The organism is Microcoleus sp. T3_B1 (assembly GCF_036700445.1).
Classification (GTDB): domain Bacteria; phylum Cyanobacteriota; class Cyanobacteriia; order Cyanobacteriales; family Microcoleaceae; genus Microcoleus.
This window is the reverse complement of record NZ_JAUBOX010000063.1, coordinates 14,788-37,292: the sequence shown is the minus strand read 5'-3', so window position 1 is coordinate 37,292 and position 22,505 is coordinate 14,788. Positions and strand designations below refer to the sequence as shown.

The following is a 22,505-nucleotide window of genomic DNA, read 5'->3' as shown; positions in this document are numbered from 1 at the left end:
CCACCATTCGGCAAAAGCCGACCAAAATTCGCTAGATTGAAATCAGCGGGTTCCCCTGATTCATCTAAAATCTAAAATCTAAAATCTAAAATCTAAAATCCCTTGACTGACATTAGTTCAAGTCCCCAGATTCATCTGTAGACTCAATTCTAAAATCTAAAATCTAAAATCTAAAATCTAAAATCGACTGGCGGCAGACTTATGACTGACAAATTTGACGTATTGGTAATAGGTGCTGGCGCGGCCGGTTTGTACACGGCACTTTGCCTGCCAGAACATTTGCAGGTGGGCTTGATCAATAAAAATACCCTGCCTGTTTCTGCCAGCGATTGGGCTCAAGGAGGGATTGCCGCAGTGATCGCCCCTGAAGATTCCGCAGCGCTGCACGTTCAGGATACACTGGCTGCGGGAGCCGGTCTTTGCGATTTAGATGCGGTGAAATTTTTAGTCGAGGAAGCTGGTGCTTGCATTGACTCCCTGGTGAAAATGGGCGTTGCATTCGATCGCACCGGCCCAGATTTAGCCCTCACCCTAGAAGCCGCCCACTCCCGCCGCCGAGTTCTCCACGCCGCCGACACTACGGGCAAAGCCGTTATCAGTACGCTGACAGCAAAAGTATTGAGCCGCAAAAACATTCAACTCGTATCTCCTGCCTTTGCTTTGAGTCTGTGGCTAGACGAAACCGGGCGCTGTCAGGGCATTAGCTCGATTTGCGGTTCACAAGTCAAGTGGCTGCAGGCCAAAGCGGTGGTGCTGGCGACAGGCGGCGGCGGACAGGTTTTTGCTCAAACGACCAATCCGTCGGTAAGTACCGGGGACGGGGTGGCAATTGCGTGGCGCGCCGGGGCGCTGCTGCGAGATTTAGAATTTGTGCAGTTTCACCCGACGGCGCTGAGCACAGCGGGCGCGCCTCGGTTTCTCATTAGCGAAGCGGTGCGGGGAGAAGGAGCTCATTTGGTTGACAGTAAGGGATATCGCTTTGCTTTTGACTCTCACCCCAGCGGGGAACTCGCCCCTAGGGATGTTGTCAGTCGCGCTATTTTCCGCCACTTACAAAAAACGGGGGAACCTCATGTTTGGCTGGATTTGCGCCCGATTGCGGTCGATCGACTGCGCTACAGGTTTCCGAATATTATTCAAGTGTGCGCTGATTGGGGAATTGATATTTTTTCCGAACCGGTGCCGGTGACGCCCGCAGCCCATTACTGGATGGGAGGGATTGTCGCTGACAAGTTTAACCAAACTTCGATTCCGGGTTTGTACGCGGTGGGAGAAACTGCGAGCACGGGGGTACACGGCGCTAATCGGTTGGCGAGCAATTCGCTGCTGGAATGTCTGGTTTTTGGGGCGCAGATGGGACTTTTGCAGCTAGAAGGTGGAAGACCCGAGGCATTCGCCGATCGGTTCGAGGCAGGGGAAATTTGGGAAAAATCGATTTCTGAAAAGGACATTGAGGCGATCGAAAGGTTGCGGGTCGAATTGCCGAATTTGGTGTGGCAGAGTGCGGGAATTTGCCGAGGACAGCGGGATTTGGAAAGTGCGATCGTCCAACTTGAGATTTGGCGGCAAGAATTTGCTTCCTTGCCTTTGAGTCAAACGCTTGATAATTTACAGCCCGGACAAATTATTGATTTTTCCCCTGCTGAGACGGAGAATAGCTCGATTTTGCGAAATTGGGGAGAAGTTGGGAATTTATTGGATATCGGCTATTTAATTGTCAAAAGTGCTGCGTTTCGCACCGAAAGCCGCGGCGGTCACTACCGGGTGGACTATCCTCTCACCGAGCCGAATTGGTGCCGCCATACTTTAATTAACCAATCCAATTGGTACAAATCTCCGCGAATAGAAGATTGAAAATTGATTGAAAATTTGGGGTCAGCGCGTTCCCGTACCGTCACTTTTGGGGCTCCCGTTCGGGTCTGGTTCGTATTGTTGGGGATTTCCCAACCTAGAGGTTGGTGTAACTGTCCCAACTCTGGGGATCTCGCCCGTGCTACGGGCTTTTGTGAAATTGCTAGTTGAGTTGCTGGCAAGTCGAGCCGCATTTGCGGTGCCGACTATATTCACTTGCAGGCAGGCAGCCAGGGTTGCCGTTTTTGTGAGCTGAATCAAAGTACGCATAGTATTCACAGCCTTATTCAAATCATCGCAATATATCCACGTCTGTACCACCTATTATATCTGTCAATTTCCGTATTTCCACTGATATCTTTACATTTACTTTAATTAACTTTCGTAAGTTTACATAATTTTTTTTATATTAAGGCTTTTTGGCGACTTGAATTTGGTTTCAGGTTGTGATTTATTTTAATATTTTGTAACATTTAGATGAGACGGCAAGTTGCTCTCATAAGTTTTATCTTTTGCTAAATCTATCTAATGACAGATGACAGATGAGAGGCTTTTAAATTATGTGATTTTAGATTTCACTACTTTGGACATTTTTTGGAACGGTTTCAAAAAGCTTAGAGGGCTTACAGTCTAAGGAGCGAGCTATTTTTTGAAGTGATCTGCACAGGGGACGCCTGAAATAATATCTCCCTCACGGCCCAATTAGGGTTTGATGTCTAAAAATTGCTCAAATTTTGTCTGAAATAATTGAGATTTTAAATAAAAAAATTGAATAATTACAAATGAGTTATCAATATCGGGGTGGGGACTTTACCTACAGTTGTATTATGTTTTTAACTAATCTTAATTAATAAAAGTGATATTGATTTTTCCCGCGTTCCTTAGCACGATACATCGCAACATCGGCATTCTTAACTAAAATATCTGGCTCTTGACCGTCAATGGGATATAAACCAATGCCAATACTTGTAGTTACAGAAACTGTATGTTCTTCTAAAATAAAAGGCTGCATGATGGCGTCGCAAATTTTTTCCGCTACTTTGGCAGCTTCCTCGCGACCTGGAATTGCGGGCAAAATGACTGTGAACTCGTCGCCGCCCAACCGCGAGATGGTATCGCTGCCCCGCAAGCATTTTTTGAGCCGACTGGCAACTGTTTTTAAGAGTAAATCGCCCACATTGTGTCCGAGAGTGTCGTTGATTGATTTAAATCCATCTAAATCTAAAAACAGTAAAGCTACCAATTCCTGATTGCTGGAGGCTATTTCTAGAGAGGAATGCAAGCATTCGTAGAACATTTGGCGGTTGGGCAAACCGGTAAGAGCATCGTGATAAGCTTGGTGGCTGAGCTCAGCATTTTTTTGTTCTAGGGCATTTTGCCGAAGTTGGCGCTCGGTAATATCTCTAATTGCTCCGACTAAAAATAGGTTGCCGGCAGCATCTTTATGCAGGGATCTTTTAGTCGCAATTAGATGCGTAATTCCGTGAGCGTCAGTAAAATATTCTTCATTTTCTCGCGGCTGGTGAGTTTGAAATACTAATTCGTTTTGCTGCCAAAATATCTCGGCTTCGGCTTGGGGAAATAAATCGTAATCGGTTCGGCAAGTTAAAATTTCTAAAGGATAGCCAATAAACCGACAATATGCCTGATTCAAAACTACGCAGCGGTGATTTCGATCTTTGACAAAAATGGGGTCAGGAATTGTATCGATTAGCGATTGTAAAAATTCTTTAGACCGTTTTAATTCTTCTTGCAAGTGAGCCAGATAACCCACAACAGCAGCACCAGAACCCACAACACTGAGGATTGGAGGAATTAACGGTAGCCACCAACCTGCTAAAAATGCTAAGTATAAACTGGCACTCAGACCTAGACAGATACTTAATAAACAGTAAGCCGATCGACCAAGCGATCGCAAATTCCAACTCACATTTGCTCCCGCCCAAGACCACAGTAAAATCCACAGCAACTCCGCAGCCTCTGGCCAGACATTGATACCCGCGCGCCCGTCCAGGGCTGCACTCAAAATTTGGCTCAAGAAATGAGCCTGAAGCTCAACTCCCGGTATTTGCTGGGGAGGACCAAACCAACCGGAACTGTAAGAATTTTGGTAAAAGTCTTTGAGGCTGGGGGCATTGGAGCCGATCAAGACAATGCGCGATCGTACAAAATCAGCAGGTACTTTGCCAGAAAGCACATCGCCCATCGATGCAGTGCGAAAACTGCCTCGCGGGCCGCGCAGGTTGGTCAAAATTTGATAGCCACGGCTGTCCGATCGAACGTAAGCACCGTCATTCGGTTGAAAAGGCCGAAAAACCCCCTTGCCTAACTGCAAGTATTTAGGATTGACTCTGGCTCGTTGAGGGGAAATCCCTTCGCTTTTGAGGTAAAGCAAAGCCAGTCTGAGTGCGAAACTTTGATGAGTTTTGCCGTCTCCGGGCCAAGCGTAGAGCAAAGTTCGCCGCACTTTTGAGTCAGCATCGATAACAACGTTGTTGAAACCGATTCGATCGAGCTTGTCAAGTACCGGAGGCGGGCGAACTCCTAACCTAGTTTCGTCTGGCATCAACTCAATGCCGATTAAGTTGGGAATAGTTTTAAAAGTTTTGAGCAATTCGGCGTTACCCGGTTGAGTTGGCAAATCTCGGTAAATGTCGAGGCCGATCGCCCGCGGCTTGCCAGCGTGCAATTTTTGCAGCAATTGGGCCAAGGCAGCATCCGAAATTGGGTAGCCGTATTTTTGCAAGTCAGCTTCCTTAATTTCTACAATGACGATGCGCGAGTCAATGGGTTCGGCCGGCCGCCAGCGCACAAAGTGGTCGAAAGCAGCCCATTCCCACACCTGCAAAAATCCGAACCAGCGCATTACAATCACCGTACTAGCAACGGCACTCGCAGTAATCAATACTCGGCGTTCTCGATCGACCCATTTTTTGATAGTTTTTAGCATATTTTGGGGATTTGGGCCTCGCCCTTTGAGCATCTAAACTACTACTACCTATAGGTTTTACATCTTCGGGGCCAGTCGATTTTAGATTTTAGATTTTAGAATATCCAATTTTTTGGTTTTTCGGTGCGGGCGAGTCGATTTTAGATTTTAGATTTTAGATTTTAGAATATCCAATTTTTTGGTTTTTCGGTGCGATCGGGATGCAACAGCAGAAACCGGGTCTCGCAACCAAAATATGTCATTTCAACAATCACTCTGGAAGCAGAAACCCGGTTTCTTGCATTTTTATGTAAAAGTTCTAGTATTTATTCGCTGCTCTAAATACTAGAGACCCACAAATTGTTTTAAACTTTTTCGTTCTCACTAATTTTTACTATTTTTTTATTGATTATAGATGCGAGATTTTAGATTAATTTCGCCGCACGAGCCACCTATAAACTAGGTTAAAAACCAGGATATTTCCTGCCCATTAATCTAAAATCTGTCATCTATAATCTCAAACTTTCCTGTTAGTTTGGAAAGTTGCGGGAACCCGTGTAACCCGATAAATCAGCGAGTTTATCCAAAGATTGTGTCCCCGCGTAAAACTGACCATTAATCTCCCAAGTCGGGAAACCTTTAACATTCGCCGCAGCAGCTTGGCAAATTTCAGCGCGGGAATTTTGTCCCCTGGGATCGCATTCAAAATAATCTATTATTTTGGCTGCTTCTTTGCCGAACAGCATTTTTTGGTCGTGGCAGTGGGGACACCAGTAAGCGCCGTACTCTTTAGCGCCGATTTGTCGGAGGTGGCGGGCCAAAGCAATTTGTGCCGGGCCGGAGGTGGTAGTGACGGCAGGGGGTGCAATTCCGGGGGTAGAGACAATAGGAGGAGGTGACTTGACGCTGTTATAAAGTCCCAAGGCGCCGATAGAACTCACCATTGCCACCAAAATGCCTGTAAACACCAACTGTCCGATATCTTCCCACTCGCGCCCGACTAGCACCAGGACAAACAGCGACAGCGCAAATAAGGCAGAAGTGACGCAGTAAATGCACAGATCCTGAATTTCAAAAGCCATCAAATACATCAAATAGCTGCTGAAAATTACCATCGCAGCGGTGATGATAAATAGCGCTTGCCAAGTGTTTTTTTCGAGTTGAGAGTGCAGTCCTTTATTGGTGGCGGGATTTACAGCTTTGGGAGCCAATGCCAGGATTGCTATGCTCAGGTAAGCCAGACAGCCTAACAAACTTAAAGGCACTGTGCCAAAGACTGTGGCGTAGGGACTGTTGAGAACTTTGTCGCAGCCGCTGGTGGGACAAATGACCGAGCCATTCGTGAATTTAGCGATCGTGAGATAGGCCGTTTCTACGACGCCTATGGCTGCGATCGCTGCCATCACAGTCCTAGACCAGCGATGAATCCAAGGGGTTGAACGTCGGCGAATCATTTTTTGATTTGGTAATTTGGGAATTGGGAATTGTTGACTGTTGACTCTTGACTAATGACTGTTGACTGTTGACTGTTGACTGTTGACTGTTGACTGTTGACTAATGACTGTTAATTGTTAACTAATGACTGATGACTGATAACTGATGACTACTGACTACTGCCAACTGCCAACTGACTACTGCCAAGAGTCAACAGTCAACAATTCCTATTTTACGTTTTACTTGTGACTTTGCCCGGTTCCGGTGTTGGCCCTCTTGAGCCATTAGCATCTCTATTTTCCTGTTCGGGATCTTTCTGTGACAAGCTGCGGCGGGCGGCTTCTACAAACTGACTGACGCGGATCGGATCTATAGGCTGCTCGATGCGGCCGTTTCGCTTCAGGGAACTCGATACGATTACGCCGTCAGCGGCCTGCATGAGGGTGGAAATGTTTTCCCACGAGGCGCCGCTGCCGATGAAAACTGGAATTCCTGCAGCAGCAGCACTCGCGAGTTCTAAGTCTTCGAGATTGGGAGGGCTACCAGTTGTCCAGCCGGAAAGGATTACGGCGTCGGCTAAAGCTCGCCCGATCGTCTCTTGGACGGCTGTGGTCAAGTTGGGGCTGCCTAGGGGTCGCCCGTGCTTGACTAACACGTCTGCTAATATTTTGACATCGCTGCCCAATTCCCGGCGGTAGCGCAGTAGCTGGTGAGCTTGGCCTTCAATTAAGCCTTGGTCTGTAGCCATGATGCCGTTGAGGACGTTGACGCGGATGAATTGAGCTCCTGTGCAGGAGGCGATGGCGATCGCGCTGTGGGCGTCGTTTCGCAGCACGTTAACGCCGATCGGCAGCGTCACGAGATTTGTTAGCCTCTCGACTACCAGAGTCATGGCACTTACCACAGCCGGATCTACGCTGTCTTTGGCAAAAGGAGCGTCGAAAAAGTTCTCGACAATGATACCGTTTGCGCCACCAGAAGCCAGCGCTGTAGCCTCTTGCTCGGCTCTTCCGATAATAGCTTTGAGGTTTCCGCCCCAGCGGGGAGAAGTTGGCAAAGGCTGTAAATGTACGACACCGATTATGGGATTCGGCGTTTTGAATATTTGTTTTAAGTCCACGGATTTTCCTGAAACCACCAAGTTCACTGACGGCTGACGGCGGATTTTGACGGTATATTCTAGAATTCTATAGCAAATATGCTGAGAACCCCGTGTCTTTAGACCGGGGATGAAAGCTAGAGGCAGGCTTTAGCCTGCAAGTTACCTTGCATTGCTTTGCTTGTCGTTGACTCTACAAAAGCCTACTCTATTTTGTAGATCCAGGGAAAACGAGCAATGTTAAACCTTAATTACGAGTACAAATTGAAGCCAACTGCAGAGCAAGCTCAAGAAATTGAGCGGGTTCTAATGGTTTGTCGCAAGGTTTGGAACTACGCTTTGCGGGAACGCAAGGACTGGATCAACTCTCTTGACACTCCCCGCCCTATAAGGACGGGGATTCTTTCATCGCCGGGAGCGCAATCGCTTTACCCTCAGAAAGCATCTTGACCGTGTGTCCCACGGCTGCAAGTCCTCGAATGAGAACTACTTGAGCGGCTGCAACGTCTCTATCCGTCCTATAGCCACAATGTTGGCACGAATGAATACGCTCGGATAGCGCTTTCTTGCCCGTCTCGACTAAGCAGTTAGGACATATCTGACTGGTTTTCTTGCTGTCAACATTAAGAAAGAACACTCCGCGTTTGCGACAGCACTGCTCTAATACTTGAAAAAATTGTCCCCATCCAGCGTCTAAGCAGTGCTTCCCTAAGAAGCCTCGCACTAGACCTTTAAGTTTCAAATCTTCCACAAATATCATCCCCGCCCAATCGCAGAGATTGTGAGCTACGAGCCAGTAGTAGTTTTTCCGAGTATTTGCAATTCGTTCGTGCAGTTTGCTGACTTTAACTTGCGCTTTCTTGCGGTTATTCGACCCCTTAACTTTTCAAGGGTACTCTCTGTTGCAGTAATCTAAGCTTGCGTTCGAGCGAATTGAAAGGTCTGGGATTGGGGAACAACTTACCGTTAGAAACCGCAGCAAAGTGACTGATTCCAACGTCTACTCCAAGCGCTTCGCCATGTGGCATGACATCTGGAACGGATACATCCCACTGCAATGTCAACATGGCAAACCATCCGCTAGCACGTCTGACTATCCGAACCTGTTTTAGCTTGGCGCTATCAGGAATAGAACGCGATTGGCGCAACTTGAGCCAGCCAATTACAGGTAGCTTGATAGCGCCATCTCTTACGGCATCTATCCCAACTTGAGGAAAAACGAAAGAGCGCATGGTTCCACTCTTCTTGAATCGAGGGAAACCATGTCCTTGCTCCCACATACTGACGAATGCTTGTTCTAACCGACGAAGCGTCTGTTGTAGAACTTGAGATTGCACTCGCTGTAGGTTGCCAGAAGTTTTCCTATAGGCTGTTAATGTCTTGCATTGACTGGCATAAGTAGGGCGTTTGGTTTCTGCTGGAATGATGTATTCGGACTGGAGAGAACAAGCATTTATCTGACAGCTACGAGATTTAAACCAATCTTTGCGTTCGGCTAATGCATAGTTGTAGACGCGCCGACATTGTTCGAGCCAGTCTTCAAATCGGGCAACTTGGGCTGATGTGGGTTTGAGTTTGTATTCGTATGTCAGACTAAACACTTGCATCACCTCCTCTATTTACTATAGCTTAAAAAACGTTGCATCGCTTCTTAAGCTATAGTATTTAAAGAGAAAGCCGTCAAGCCAAGGACGGGGCTTTAAACCCAATTTTTCGGTAAAAAGGAGCTTAAAGAAAGACTCCACCAATGCCCTGAGTGTGGTTACACGACGCATAGAGACGTAGCAGCAGCTCAAGTTATCCGCTTTTCAAGGATTGTCTGAGGAGGGACGCTTCTTGGACATTAGACCTCTTGCAAAAATAACTAGGACGGGCTCTTCGGTCCATCCCACAAGAGTTATTTTTTCTTGTGGGATGGGCCGAAGAGCCCGTCCAATAAATTTATGAAAAGGACTTTTGCAAGAGGTCTATTAAAGAAAATGCTTGTGGAGACGGTCTGACGGGGACTGGCAACGGTCTAGTTAAGAGTCGCGGAAGCAAGAAGAAGAAAGCTTGAGGGTGTGGCCCCGGCCCACCCTCAAGCAGCCTTTAAGAATCCCCGCGCTGGTCTGCCGGGGAGTACGTCAAATCCACGGGGGCGATTCGGATGACTCGATCGCGCGGTCAGGTCGGTAAAAGCCCGAAGCCATGCCATTTTAGATTTTAGATTTTAGATTTTAGATTTTGCAATTGCCACCTACTACTTACCTGACTCAAAGACGGATAAACAGCTAGAAGACAAAAGTCGCCGACAGCAAAAAATTTTAGACATCACGGATCTGTCCCAGATTCATCTGTGGAGTCAATGCTTTAATCTTTAATCTTTAATCTCAAATCGACTGACTACAATCGGGGTTGAAAGCTTGACTGCAGTTGCATTCTTTTTTATACCTTGGTGTCGGCAGGGGTTTTTCCTTCTCTATCGAGGTTAAGTGGTGAAAGTTGTTCTCATAATTTTGGCTGTCACCGCAGGATTGGGGGCGGCAATCGAAGTGCTGCTGCGGGTGCTGCTGGGTTTTGGCAATCCCTTGATTTACATTGCCGATGCCGAGTGCGGCTATTTGTTGGCGCCCAACCAAAAGGTGCGCCGCTTGGGCAACCGGATTGAGATTAACGAGTATTCGATGCGTACAGGAGCGATCGCCCCGATCGCCCCTCCTGAAACTCTGCGCGTCTTGCTGTTGGGAGATTCTGTCGCCAACGGCGGTTGGTGGACACATCAGACAGATACGATCTCGGAAATTATGGCTCGGAATTTGAGACTGCAAGTACAGCATCTGGCGAGCGATGCACAATTAGGTTCAAAAGTCAACTATTTAAATTTTGAAGTTCTCAATGCCTCAGCCAATTCTTGGGGGCCGAGGAATCAACTTGCTTACGCCAAGCGGTTCGGTGTTTTTGGGGCAAAGGCTTTGGTTTTGCTGCTCAATACGGACGATTTGTTTGCATCGGCTCCTTGTGATCTGGTTGTGGGGCGCGATCGATCTTACCCGGATCACAAACCCCGATCGGCTACGCTAGAGTTATTGAGCCGCTACCTGCTACCTGCTGTGCCGACTCCTCAATTGGCAGCACCCGAAGCCACAAGCGGCGATGTAGTAGGCTGCAACTTAGAGGCTATTCGCCAAATCCATAAAATAGCTGTATCCGCCAACATCGAGTTTTTGCTAGCCGTCACGCCCAAGCGGGGCGAACTCGGCGGCCCAGGCCCTCGCGACTGGGAAGTCAAAGCTAGAGCGCGTCTCGCCGAACTCGTAGAAACAGAGAAAATTACTTACATAGATTTTCTTCCCATTTTCAATTGTGCGGCCGAATTTCCAACTTTGTATCGAGACAGCATTCACCTGAGTCCTCAAGGAAATCAGCTAGTTAGCAAAATCATCAGTCATCAAATAGCCGCTCTTTTTTGGCATAAATCGTGACTTCACCTAAAGACGGATACTTGCCCACGACTCCTGTTGTCGAGAGCAAAAAAGTTGAAACCTTAGTTCAAGCCCCCAGACTCATCTGCAGAGTCAATCGATTTTAGATTTTAGATTTTAGATTTTAGATTTTAGAATTGAAGCATTGACTTGCGCGAGATAAATTCGGGGGCAAGTTTCATCGGATACAGGTTGTTTATTTCACCGGTCCTGAGTCTGCTTTCGGAATGAATCCGGGGGCTTATATCCTGGATGCTTTTGGTCGATCTAAAGTCTAAAATCGTTCGACTGAGCGCAACTCGACGCACGCGCTCGCCGAACTTCTCACCAAAAAACGAGCGAGAAGCCCCTGGCGACCGACTTGGGTAGGAAAGCGGTAGCGACTTCAGTCGCCTTGAAGTTACTTTCTTCAAAATGCGTAGCTATAGCCATCTTTTTTGTGAATTGGACTGCAATATTTATAACCAATACCTGCGACTCTTTCAGACTTGGTTGCGATATCAAAACTACCTGAAGCACCGCAGAGAACCCGCCCTACATAGCAGCCGATTTTCTTCCCTGCGGTAACGGTTGCACTGACAATATCGCCAGTCTGAAACCCTTTGTGGATTTGCACTCTGGATTTGTGCCGAGTAGGAAAGCCATACCTATTGGTACCGCACATCTGTCGTGTCCCATGCCCTTTTGCTGTAATCAGTAACGGCTTTGAGGTTAAGACTTCGAGTGTGTCAAAGTTAGCTACACACGCAGCATCAAGCCAGTGCGATTTGGGCAACCCTAATCGATTGCGATTGAACTTAGTTTGCCCGCCCGTACCAGTAGTGACAGGTAATCCCGTCTCTTTAAGTGCATTGAACAACCCCCATCGGGTTGAGTTGACTGCTGCAGCATCTTTGAGTGGTAGTTTTGCCTGTTTGAGGATGCGGTTTAGCACGTCGGGTTTAGTCGCTAGAAATGCCCGAACATCCTGATTACCTTTCTTTTGATTGCAATCGTGACAAGCAAGCGTCAAATTGGAAACTCTGTCAGAACCACCTCTTGACTTAGCTTGAATGTGTTCAATCTCAAACGGTACATTTTCAACCGAGCAATAAGCGCACTGCCGATTCCATTTTGCCAAGAGATACTGCCGGACTTCGTAACCCTGCAATTCGTTAGAGTCGAACGGGGAATCACTTCCCCGAACTCTCTTGCAAAACTGGACGTGAGACTTTCGCCTCATCCAGCTCCTCACTGATTTGGCACTTGTCATGTGAACCTCGTTCCCTTCTGTTGGGGGGTTAGGGGATTAAAAAGGGTGGTCATCAATCCATTCCTCGATAATACTTATATCCCTATCGGCTTTGGTTAGCCGAGATTTGGCGTGGAGTTGGTCGTGACAGTGTTTATGTACTAAGCCCAGATTATCCCGCTTGTTGTTTTTGTGATTGCTATCTTTGTGATGAATTTCGGCAAGCGAGTCAGGACTGAAGTATAATCGGCAATATTCGCATTTTCCGCCCTGTATTTTTAGCAACTCGGATAGTTGCTTTTTCACTCCAGGGTAGTCTCCCTTTCGGGCGCTCCAATATATCCAGTCACCGTCGTATGGACTCTTAACGCCCTCAACTTTTGTGTGGCGGACAACCTTTGTGTCTGAGTGATTTATGAGGAATAAACCCTCTTGAGTAGCAAATACCCACTTCCTGTTATCTATTGACTTCCATTCTTTTGAGGATTTACCACTATGACGTTTATGACGGCAACTAGCCCATCCTCTGAGTTGCTTGTAAGTGATGAAGTCAGCTTTTTGGAATGTATCTTTGCTTGACTGTCCTCTGTAATAGTTACACCACCCCCTTATGACCGGGTTTAGTCTAGATATTAAGGCTGCTTTGGGAGCATTCTTATGTCCTTCTATGATGATGCCTATTTTTGATGTCTGCAACTTTAGCGCCTCTTTGGATGGGGTGATGATGGTTTTATAACCGCGCTTTGACGCATTTCTTCCTACCTCGAATTGTCTGATATTAAACCCAAGGAAATTAAACCCTGTTGTTGTGTTCAGGGTATGTGTGATTGGCGTCTTTTCGGGTTTTAATTCCAAACTCATGTCTTTTAGCCAGTCTACTGTAATCTGCTGACACTTTTGGACGATTGCTATATCTTCATGTAAAACCACAAAATCATCGGCATATCTGACTACTCCAAGGGATGACCTTTTATCCTTTTTACCCATTGTTTTACCATTGGGATATCTGAGAGTGATGGTTTCTATGTATTGGAGTAGCCTCTTCTCTAACCCGTGTAGGGCAATATTTGCCAGTAGTGGCGATATCACGCCTCCTTGTGGTGTTCCCTCAAGTGTTTGGCTGGTTACTTTCTTTTGCTTGCGGTTAGCGTATCCGCTCCAGTCAATCACCCCCGCTTTCAACCCGCACTTGATTAGGCGTCTTATGGTGGGGGATGTATTCAGTTTTTTCAGCAGTGCCTCGTGGTTGATTCGGTCGAAGCATTTAGCTATATCAGCATCAAGTACCCATTTTGGTTTTTTGTTGATGCTGGCATATATTGCTTCTATCGCATCATGACATGAGCGCCCTGGTCGGAAGCCGTAGCTATTAGGTTCAAACTTAGCTTCCCATTCTGGCTCTAGAGCAGCTTTTACTAAGGCTTGGGATGCCCTATCGTGCATTGTAGGGATTCCTAATGGGCGTTTTTCTGTCCTTCCAGGTTTGTCAATCCAAACTCTTCGGACTGGTTTTGCTTTGTAGGAGTAATTTAATTGCCTCAGTTGGTTTGCAAGTGCCATACGTTGCTTGGGGGTTAGACTACTTACCCCGTCTACGCCTGCCGTTTTCTTGCCCTGATTTTCCTGAGTCACCCTTCGCACGGCTAGCATTCTAGCCGACTTCGACTTCATCAACGTTTTTTGCAGCCTGCGGACTGTTCGATTCTCTCCACGTTGAGAGGCTTGATAGATTCGCTTTTGGAGCTTGAAGACTGTCCGCTCTAGCTTTCGCCAGTCGGTTATCTCCCATTCCACAGTTGTCTTGATTGACTCTGTATTAGACATTTGAACTCTGAATCACAACTCTATCTTCCAAATCAATGTGTGAACGTCTGCGTATCCCTCCTATTACGCGAGGGCTTTAGCTTCTTTCACAATCCCACTTTTACATATCATGCGGTTAGCAACCTGCTCAGGTATCGACCTCACTGAGAGATATATAAAAGTTACTTCGTTCCTAATGACCATTTGTTTGAGATTTTAGAGCGGTGCTATCCACCGAGGTTGTGGGAAGTGCTTGCTAAACGACAAGGTACCCGTTTAGCTCCCTTAAACCTATGGACTTTTGTCACTCCCAGTGTTGCCTCATGGCTTCAGTCTGTTTTCACTGGTTATACCTAACGATGGTTAGTAGCACCTTCGCTGTACGCTGCTCATAATCTCTTGCTAGAGGGGATTATCAGGCAGACTCCTGGCTTACCCTCATTTTTACTACCCCTTGCACGAATTACCTGTCGGATTGCTAGTCTGATGGGCTTGGGTAGCGCTTTCAACTCAGCACCTAAGCGGTAGGACTTGTTATTATGGAGGTCAACTTGTTATGGCTTATCTCCAACCTGCTATCTTTGCTTTTGGCTCAGCAGGGACTCACCTACATGGTCATTAAGTTGTCAAGGTTCTTAGTTTCAGTCAATACAATAGACTGAGAGCCTTGCTCTCCATACACTTCAGGCGGCTAAACCTTCCATTTTCGGAGAAACGAATCGCACTCCTTGCTGATACATAACACCTGAGATTTCAGGGTTTTGCATTAGTTGCAAATCGAATCGCACTAGCTCTTGAACAATGCTGGCAATGGGTGCAAATCGAATCAACTTGCGAACCCATGTGAGTGTTGTTTCGACCCGATGCTGTAAGGATGGAGCTAGCCAACCATCAGGACGGGTGCGATTGAGGAATCGTGCCTGACGATACCGAGTTTTGCGATTGCGTCTTCCTCGCCTGAGTTGGCGACGAGACAGCAATGCTTCTTTAATTTGTTGTCCTCGATGTTGTAGTTCGGCTCCAAAGATTATCTTGTCGCTCTGCTGGAGGGCAATACCAGTAGTTTTAGAACCTGGATCGAGTTTGAGTTCTAACGGCTTAGGACTTGCGTCAACCTCTTTGTTCAAAATTATCGTAAAGGGAAATCGCCTGAAAACAGATGCTTTACCTGCGTTAAGTAATGAGCGCCCTACTCCTGGTTGACAGGGTGATAGCGGTCGCCCTTTAGTGTCTCTAACAAAAATAAAATTAGACATTTTTGCGTCTCTTCTACTTGCGTGTAATGTTAGCCTCGGCAATGTTTAATGAGCTTGTTCGGCTAAAAGCACTGTCTTAACCCGTTAGAACTGTTTAACTTTTAGCGACAGGGCAACGAACTGGCTACGCATTCGTTGGTGTCATGACTCACAAAACGGAGTCCTCAAAGGACTTAGCCAGGGGAAGGTTTGGCTTGTTCCATCCCGCTCGAAGAGCCGGACAGTCTATAAGCCCCTAGCTTTCGCTATGGGGTTCCTGACGCCGAATTGTCCAATCTCAAATCGACTGACATCGAATCCGGTTGCATGGGAACAGTTACCGTCTTCAACGAACAACAAACCCGAACTGTAAAAGCACCCGGAAACGACACGATTTGTCTCGATTTAGCTAACTTGCAAAGTAGACTCTAGCTCTTTCGGATACCAAGCTTGACCGTCGAGAGCCATTTGCTCGATCGAACTCGCAAGCCGCAGAGCTTTGAGAGCTTGTTCTCCTCCCACAGAAGGCTGATTTCCACCCCGCACGCAATTAATAAAATGCTCCAATTCTGCGTGGAGCGGTTCAATATTGCTGGTGTAAACTTTCTCGATCAACCCATCTTGACGGTAAAGCACCTGACCGTAATCCGTCACGTAATTGGCGGTTGTTTGCCGGTGAATCAAGATTTCGTTGTTGAGAAAATCTGCCTCTGTCAGAGAATTCTTGCAGTGAGCCACGATTGAACGGAGTTTGCGGTGCGTCACCTTACTGGCAGTCAGGGTGGCGACAATGCCGTTAGCAAAGTTCAACGTCGCTGTCACGTAGTCTAAATAACCTGAATCTGAGGCCCTGCTGCCGCTGGCGGTCAGCTTCACCACTTGGGAATCTGCCAATTCCAAAAGCAAGTCGATGTCGTGGATCATTAAATCCAAAACTACCGATACGTCGTTAGCCCGCTGGGAATAGGGACTCATCCGGTGAGCTTCCAATGCCAGTAACTCTTCAGTTTTCAGCACTTTGCCAAGTTCCTGAAAAGCTGGATTGAAGCGCTCGATGTGACCCACTTGTAAAATCCGGTGGGCCTCAGCAGCCGCGTTGACCAAAGATTCGGCTTCGGCAATGCTAGCCGCGATCGGCTTTTCAATTAAAACGTGAACACCCGCTTGGAGACAAGACATCCCCACAGGGTGATGCAGGCGAGTTGGAACGGCGACGCAAACTGCATCTACGTGGGCGAGCAAATCTCGGTAGTCTTCAAAGAAGCGAACCCGGTATTTGCTTGCTACATCTATTCCCCGCTCTACATTTATGTCTGCAACACCGACGAGTTCGATATCTTTTAGCAAGCTCAGAACTCGCGTGTGATGCTGGCCCATATTGCCAACCCCAATCACCCCAATGCGGAGGGGTTCGGGTTGACTTCGCTGGGCGAAAACGTTTGCGTATCCCAATGACATCCTATCTAGCACTCCTGGATTCTCCTCCACCACCACAGGAATCAAGCCCCTTGGCTTCCCTCAGCTACTCACAGCCATCCAGATAGTACCACAGTCAAACTATTTGTGAAGAATTTCTAAGTTCAGTTGCGATTATCGCATCAGGCCATTAAGCAGAAGCGAATCATACACAAGGGCCGAATACTGGGACAAAAGGTCTGGAAATTGCGTATTGACAAAATCTATTAAATGTGTATCAGCCTTGGGACGATCGTCCGCAGCATCGCAACAACACAAACCCGTCGAAATATTTGGCGATTACGATCAAACATTTTTCTGGTTTCTGTTCAAAAGTAATAGTGAAAGTAATAAATTATACAAATACAACAGATGACTTATCCGTATTACTTCGGTTATTTACATTCCGCAATCTTGGAATTCAAAAAAATTTACTTTAAGAATGCGGATAATTACGGGCGATCGCTCACTCAAATAAACTAGACTTACGTAAAGCTTAATAAAAAACAATGTGTCAAAAACAAAGGCTCAGATTAGGAAGTGCGATCGCTAGCACAATTTTAAGTTGTGCAGCGCTGTCATTAGCAGGAGTAGACCAAGCACAAGCAGCCGTCCTCACCTACTCTTTCAATATGGCACATAGTCTAGGTAACGGTTTTTTCAAGGTGAATAACTCCTCGCTTACAGGGATAGGATTGGAACAAGTTGCAGTTTCCGAGGGAAGATTCAACCCTTCTCTCATTGTTAACTATCTGGGACTAGAAGGCAAAAACTACTACAATTTGGCAGGGGCTACAGCTTTATTTTATCAAGGCGATTTTCGCGGACTGCAAGCACGCGGTGAGGACACTGCGACGAGAGAAATAATTATTCCTCCAGACGAACCATATGGACCTTTTTACGTCAAGTATCAGGGTAACGCATCTTGGTCTATAGCTTCGGTCGAGGAGTTCTCTTATAGGTGGATATCTGTTTTCACGGGGTATAGGGAGCTATATAGTATAGGCATAAACCCAGGCAGTGTAAATCTAGTTGACAAAGTGATAGCTTCAGATATCTCTGTTTCCTACGACCTAATGAAGACCGAAGCCGAACCAGTTCCCGAACCAATCACCGCTGCAGGGACTGCTTTAGCATTGGCAGGTTTAAGCTGGTTAAAACACAAGAAAAAAATGGCAGCTTGAAGTGCGATCGCACCTTAACAATTAAGCAGTCAGAAGCATTGGTAACAAGTTAAGACTTAATTGCATTTGTCAATCAGTAATATTACTCAAAAAACTGCTTTTTTAAGAGTGGAAAATTCACGATTTGAGAGAAAGTACGTATAAATATCATGGGAGGCATGATTCCTCAACCGCCCAAATCTCAGTTTTATGCCCAAATCCGAGTAAATGTTGAGCATAATTGCTGATTGACAAATGCTTTCTTAGCTTAAATTGTTACCAATGGTCAGAAGTCACTTTTCAGAAAATATTCGAGTTGCAAAATTTTGCTCTCGATTCGGAGACAGAGCTCTGGCTTTCAAAATCGCGGCTACCAAAAACGCATAGGACAAAACTCCCACCAACGCCAACAAAAGTACGCTGGCGGCTCCCGACGCATTCCACAAAGCGTGAAGTGCCGAAGCGCTGAAATAACCTACGCCCAAAATTTGCCAGCGCTTCCTGGGTTTGAGGGCGCTCAAACCGATAAAATATCCCAAATAGCCGCTGTAAGCCATGTGTCCGGCGGCGGAACCCAAAATGCGGGGAATTAGCAACTGCAATCCTACTAATTGTCCGGCGTCCGGCCCTGCTTGCAGGGTGACATTTTGGATGACATTGGGAACGTACTGTCCCAGAGTTTCTAACAGTGTAAACCCGACTGCCGAGGCACTTCCTAACAGAATTCCGTCTAAAGGTTCCCAAACGCCGACTCGATCGCGCCAGGGATTTTTCAGCCAATTTCCCAGCAACATGGCTCCCAAAACGGGCAGGGCTTTCAGCAATTCTTCCATCAGACCCGCCCCGAAAAACATTCTGGTCAAAAAAGGCAAAAAACTGATTGTTTCGCCTTCGATTGGCAGGCGACCGGGCAAAATTTCTCTAAATACGAATATAAATCCAATTAATAAGGGGCTGCTCAGAATCAGGACTGTAGCTAAAGCCGAACCAAGCAATACCCACCAAGGCTTGTGTTTGCCGCATAGTTGATAGATAAAGTAGTAAGCCGCACCGGCGAGGTAAGCTGACAGCAGCAAGTTGAATGCTGCGGAATTTCCAACGGCGACAAACATCGACACGACAACAATAACTGTGGCGATACCTGGATATAAGTAAGCTTTTTGGCTTAATTGTTTGCCAGTGGAGGCGATCGGGAATAATTGAGTTAAAGTGAGAGCGTCTTTTTCGCTACCAGCAAAATTGCCCGTTTGTGGTGCTCTTAATCCGGGTTGATTTTGGTAAGGGATTACGGGAGATTCAAATATAAATTCAGGGCCGTCAATACCGAGACTGATGCGATCGCCTGTTTCTAAAGTTTGGCAGCCAGAGAGCTTTTTTCCGTTGATATAAGTTCCGTTAGCGCTGTTGAGGTCGCAAATTTCCCATCTCGTCAAAGTACCCTGAGTTAGGGGACGGATCAGGGCGTGGCGACGGGAAACCATGCCGTGGGCGATCGACTCTAAAGCTATTTGACAATTGCGATCGCGTCCGATGACCCATTCCCCTTCTTCAGAAAGTTGGTACTTGGATACTGGGGTTTCCAGAGCATCTTTGGCTGGCACTTGTCGCAGAAATCCGATTTCATTAGTCATGAGTTATGAGTCATTAGTCATTAGTCATTAGTCATTGGTCATGAGCTCACGAGCTGTTAGCTGATGTTATTTTTGAGCAATCTTTATTCCACAGTTATTGGTTGTTAGCTGCTGACTAATTACTAATTACTAATTACTAATAACTGCTGACTAATGACTAATGACTAATAACTCTGCTTATAGATTTGCCCTGGCATCCTGAACGGCAGCATAGAAAAATATGCCAGTTAGCGGTACGCTCAGGGCGAGGATGATGCCCGTGACTAAATTGCCAAGTTGAGCTTCTCCCGATGACAGCTCAAAGATGGAGCCGACTGCCGCGATCGCAGTGATGCACGAAAGAGCTAATAGTAAACCACTTTTCGGAGTTCCTGCCATCATACTGATTTTACTGCCTTTGGCGAAAATTTCTGCTTGACTAATGCTTCATTCAGTGCCAGCTTGTTTTCTACTCTGTCTACAAACAGCACTCCGTTGAGGTGATCCATTTCGTGCTGAATTGCCCTCGACAGTAAATCTGTTGCTATCAGGGTTTGTGGGCGGCCGTATTCGTCGCGGTAGGAGACTTCAATGACTTCTGGGCGTTTGACTTCTAAATAAACTCCCGGAATGCTCAAACACCCTTCTTGCAAGATGCAGATATCGCTGCTGCTACTTTTGATGGTGGGATTGATCAAAACCATTGGGGGTGTGGCGGGGTTTTCCGGGTCGCAGTCGAGGACGATTACTTGTTTGTGGACTCCGACTTGGGGGGCTGCCAAACCGATGCCATCCGCACTGTACATGGTTTGCAGCATTTCTCGGACTAGCTGCCGAATTTCTGCATCGACGCTTTTGACGCGCTTAGCTGGCTGCCGCAGGACGCGATCGCCTAATGTGTGTATTGTTAGGGGCGGTTTTTCTAACTTTTTCTTTTCAATCAAGACCTGAGCCGTCATAGAACCTCGCGGGATGTTTGGAAACCCCCAACGAAAGCTGTTGGGGGAGGAAATTGGAACCAATACTATTATTTCCAATATTAATCTAATTGTGAACTACCCAGCGCTGATGCTATCGCATACAGCGTGGGCTTCTGTCTTCGTAGGGGAGTGCCTCAGATTGGACTTACGCCCCACCTTTGGACTTACCTCCCCTCCAACAGCAGAAACGGCCGTTCCATCCGTCTTTAGCATTCTGATACCTTCATTCCTGATATTTGTTGCAGCATTGCCATCTCTGTCGTGATGAGTGCCACAGTGAGAGCAAGTCCACTCGCGCACATCTAGAGACATTTCCGAGACTTGATGCAAACAAACTGAACAGGTTTTGGAGCTAGGGAACCATCGATCAATTTCTACTAACTTACCGCCTGTGCGGTCTAATTTGTAGCTCAGGAAATTGACAAACATTCCCCAGCCAGCATCAGATATAGCTTTAGCTAAGCAATGATTACGAACCATGCCTTTAACATGAAGATTTTCTACTATGACAACTTGGTTTTTGTTGACCAGATTTGCGCTGAGTTTATGCAGAAAATCATGCCGACTATTGGCTACCCGTTCGTGTACCTTAGCCACTGATTTTTTAGCTTTTTTGCGAGAATTACTACCATCCTTTTTACGCGCTAATTTTTGCTGCTTACGCTTGAGATTTTGTTGATATTTTACAAAATGTTGAGGATTCTCAAACTTAGAAATCTTAGTGCCGTCGGCAACGATCGCAAAGTGTTTTAATCCTAAGTCAATCCCAACGATTTTCCCAGAGGTAGAAATTTCTGGATTTTCACCTTCAATCTCAAATAAAATTGCAGCAAAGTATTTACCCGAAGGGTTTTGGCTAACTGTGACAGTTTTGATTTTTCCGTCAATCGGTCTATGTAATTTTGCTTTGACTACTCCAAGTTTAGGGAACTTGAGTTCAGAGTCAGAAACGACTTGAACATTTTGGGGGTATTGAATCGACTGCTTATGCTTTTTTGACTTGAACTTAGGAAACTGAGCTCTTTTGTCAAAAAAGTTTTTATAGGCAGTCGTGAGATTAAGCGTAGCCGCCTGTAGCACTTGACTGTAGCAGTTACTTAACCATTCATATTCCTTTTTTAGTGCTGGCAGTAAAGCATTTAATGCAGATTGTCCCAGCCCTTTGCCAGTCTCTTGATAGACTTCAATGGACTTATTAAGCGCGTAATTCCACCACCAACGAGCGCAACCAAAACTCTGTGCCAGATGCTGGGACTGCCGATCGGTAGGGTATAAACGAACTTTGACAACTTTGCGTAGCATTTACTTACTGGTAATTGCTATTAATAGTAAATATTATATCAAAGGTTTTGCCGATCTGCAAAGATCGCAAAGCGAACAAGTGGGCATCGAACCCACTTGTTCTGTACGCTTTCATCCCGGCACTCAACGGACTACCATTAGAGTGCGGGACTTCCCGCTTGTTAGTTAAGTAGCCATGACTGGAAACGCACCAAACCAACGGCCGGTTATTTCTCTGGGGCTTTCGCCTGTTTTAGTGGCGGTAGAGCTTTTAGGTGCGATCGCGATTTTGCTGGCTGTTTTGCTCATCGTCAAGTTTTGGGCGGTTTTGCCCGATCGAATTCCGATTCATTTCGGCTTGGGGGGGGTGGCTGATGCTTGGGGCGACAAGGTGACGATTTGGATCGTGCCGGCTGTGGCTGCGATTATTTTTGCGGTTTTAACTGTGGTATCGCGCTATCGGCATACTTTTAATTATCCGGTACGGATTACTTCTGAGAACGCTCACCGGCAATATCTGTTGGGGCGAGGCCTTTTGGTTTGGCTGAAGGCGGAGATTTGCTGGCTGTTGGCGTTTGTGGTGCGACAGCAAATTCTTGTCGCTTTGGGCAATGCTCAAAGGTTTAGTATGGAGTTGCTTTTAGGGATAATTGTTTTGATTTTAGGGACGGTTGACCTGTATTTACTCAAGGCTTATTCGGCTCGCTAGATGTAGGGCAAAAAACTTATTACATATACCCAAAAACTAAGTTTTTTGAGCATTTTTTAAACCGCAGTTAATAATATATAACCTCTCAAAATCAATATTTTTTTAAGAATGAGGAATAAATTACTCATTTTTTTTCTGAGGAGTTTAGTCCTCACTACAAACATTTTTGAGGGCGGGTAATTGACCAAGAATTTCTTGATGGTACCCGCCACGTGATGTATCCGTGGAATCAATCCAAAATCTAAAATCTAAAATCCTCAAGCC

The 22,505-nt window shown here is 46.4% G+C and carries 16 protein-coding genes and 4 pseudogenes; 6 read left to right on the top strand and 14 right to left on the bottom strand.

From position 1 onward, the window contains the following. The first annotated feature begins 201 nt into the window (after nucleotides 1–201). Nucleotides 202–1,854, top strand: a complete 1,653-nt coding sequence (gene nadB / locus QT990_RS26000) for an L-aspartate oxidase (RefSeq protein ID WP_333307129.1) — start codon at nucleotides 202–204, stop codon at nucleotides 1,852–1,854. A 21-nt stretch (nucleotides 1,855–1,875) separates the two neighbouring features. On the opposite strand, the gene QT990_RS25995 is transcribed toward nadB, so the two are convergent. From QT990_RS25995 to btpA, 4 genes are all read right to left on the bottom strand, one after another. Continuing rightward, nucleotides 1,876–2,130, bottom strand: coding sequence for a hypothetical protein (locus QT990_RS25995; protein ID WP_333287790.1), 255 nt, complete (start codon nucleotides 2,128–2,130; stop codon nucleotides 1,876–1,878). 568 nt (nucleotides 2,131–2,698) lie between these two features. Next, nucleotides 2,699–4,834: a CHASE2 domain-containing protein gene (locus QT990_RS25990; protein WP_445300666.1), complete on the bottom strand. Its 2,136-nt coding sequence runs from the start codon at nucleotides 4,832–4,834 to the stop codon at nucleotides 2,699–2,701. A 476-nt stretch (nucleotides 4,835–5,310) separates the two neighbouring features. Beyond that, entirely contained in the window at nucleotides 5,311–6,234 is a 924-nt protein-coding gene (locus QT990_RS25985; RefSeq protein WP_333144016.1) for a vitamin K epoxide reductase family protein, read from the bottom strand. Nucleotides 6,235–6,446: 212 nt separating this feature from the next. Further along, entirely contained in the window at nucleotides 6,447–7,334 is an 888-nt protein-coding gene (gene btpA, locus QT990_RS25980; RefSeq protein ID WP_333104508.1) for a photosystem I biogenesis protein BtpA, read from the bottom strand. Between the two features lie 216 nt (nucleotides 7,335–7,550). Between btpA and QT990_RS25975 the strand changes: the two are divergent. Continuing rightward, nucleotides 7,551–7,682, top strand: a pseudogene (locus QT990_RS25975) (helix-turn-helix domain-containing protein); the annotation flags it as partial. 16 nt (nucleotides 7,683–7,698) lie between these two features. Here the strand turns inward: QT990_RS25975 and QT990_RS25970 are convergent. After that, nucleotides 7,699–8,148, bottom strand: a complete 450-nt coding sequence (locus QT990_RS25970; RefSeq protein WP_333144028.1) for a transposase — start codon at nucleotides 8,146–8,148, stop codon at nucleotides 7,699–7,701. A gap of 43 nt (nucleotides 8,149–8,191) precedes the next feature. Continuing rightward, nucleotides 8,192–8,914 carry a transposase gene (locus tag QT990_RS25965; RefSeq protein WP_333144015.1) on the bottom strand — a complete coding sequence of 241 codons (723 nt, stop codon included), beginning with the start codon at nucleotides 8,912–8,914 and terminating at the stop codon, nucleotides 8,192–8,194. A gap of 114 nt (nucleotides 8,915–9,028) precedes the next feature. Between QT990_RS25965 and QT990_RS25960 the strand changes: the two are divergent. Further along, nucleotides 9,029–9,136, top strand: a pseudogene (locus QT990_RS25960) (zinc ribbon domain-containing protein); the annotation flags it as partial. A gap of 651 nt (nucleotides 9,137–9,787) precedes the next feature. Continuing rightward, the gene (locus QT990_RS25955; RefSeq protein WP_333144014.1) at nucleotides 9,788–10,774 is read left to right on the top strand and encodes a GDSL-type esterase/lipase family protein; all 987 of its coding nucleotides are present in this window, start codon (nucleotides 9,788–9,790) and stop codon (nucleotides 10,772–10,774) included. 409 nt (nucleotides 10,775–11,183) lie between these two features. On the opposite strand, the pseudogene iscB (QT990_RS25950) reads toward QT990_RS25955, so the two are convergent. From iscB (QT990_RS25950) to QT990_RS25935, 4 genes and pseudogenes are all read right to left on the bottom strand, one after another. Continuing rightward, nucleotides 11,184–11,927, bottom strand: a pseudogene (gene iscB, locus QT990_RS25950) (RNA-guided endonuclease IscB); the annotation flags it as partial. Between the two features lie 135 nt (nucleotides 11,928–12,062). Further along, nucleotides 12,063–13,829, bottom strand: a complete 1,767-nt coding sequence (gene ltrA, locus QT990_RS25945; RefSeq protein WP_333465924.1) for a group II intron reverse transcriptase/maturase — start codon at nucleotides 13,827–13,829, stop codon at nucleotides 12,063–12,065. Nucleotides 13,830–14,533: 704 nt separating this feature from the next. Beyond that, a pseudogene (iscB, locus tag QT990_RS25940) lies at nucleotides 14,534–15,064 on the bottom strand (RNA-guided endonuclease IscB); the annotation flags it as partial. Between the two features lie 384 nt (nucleotides 15,065–15,448). Beyond that, nucleotides 15,449–16,501, bottom strand: coding sequence for a Gfo/Idh/MocA family protein (locus QT990_RS25935; protein ID WP_015178266.1), 1,053 nt, complete (start codon nucleotides 16,499–16,501; stop codon nucleotides 15,449–15,451). A 506-nt stretch (nucleotides 16,502–17,007) separates the two neighbouring features. Here QT990_RS25935 and QT990_RS25930 point away from each other — a divergent pair. Beyond that, on the top strand, nucleotides 17,008–17,682 hold the full coding sequence (locus tag QT990_RS25930; protein WP_333144012.1) for a PEP-CTERM sorting domain-containing protein: 675 nt from the start codon (nucleotides 17,008–17,010) through the stop codon (nucleotides 17,680–17,682). A 272-nt stretch (nucleotides 17,683–17,954) separates the two neighbouring features. Here QT990_RS25930 and QT990_RS25925 read toward each other — a convergent pair whose 3' ends face one another. The 4 genes from QT990_RS25925 to QT990_RS25910 form a co-directional block, all read right to left on the bottom strand. Then, complete coding sequence (locus QT990_RS25925) at nucleotides 17,955–19,292, bottom strand: PrsW family glutamic-type intramembrane protease (RefSeq protein ID WP_333144011.1); 1,338 nt, start codon at nucleotides 19,290–19,292, stop codon at nucleotides 17,955–17,957. A gap of 177 nt (nucleotides 19,293–19,469) precedes the next feature. After that, complete coding sequence (locus tag QT990_RS25920) at nucleotides 19,470–19,670, bottom strand: hypothetical protein (RefSeq protein WP_199292547.1); 201 nt, start codon at nucleotides 19,668–19,670, stop codon at nucleotides 19,470–19,472. Then, nucleotides 19,670–20,230: a peptide deformylase gene (def, locus tag QT990_RS25915; protein ID WP_333144010.1), complete on the bottom strand. Its 561-nt coding sequence runs from the start codon at nucleotides 20,228–20,230 to the stop codon at nucleotides 19,670–19,672. The genes QT990_RS25920 and def overlap by 1 nt, the downstream gene beginning before the upstream one ends. Before the next feature lie 96 nt (nucleotides 20,231–20,326). After that, complete coding sequence (locus QT990_RS25910) at nucleotides 20,327–21,553, bottom strand: RNA-guided endonuclease TnpB family protein (protein WP_333465923.1); 1,227 nt, start codon at nucleotides 21,551–21,553, stop codon at nucleotides 20,327–20,329. 175 nt (nucleotides 21,554–21,728) lie between these two features. On the opposite strand from QT990_RS25910, the gene QT990_RS25905 reads away from it, so the two are divergent. Continuing rightward, the gene (locus QT990_RS25905) at nucleotides 21,729–22,241 is read left to right on the top strand and encodes a DUF1648 domain-containing protein (RefSeq protein WP_333409742.1); all 513 of its coding nucleotides are present in this window, start codon (nucleotides 21,729–21,731) and stop codon (nucleotides 22,239–22,241) included. Nucleotides 22,242–22,505: the final 264 nt, after the last annotated feature.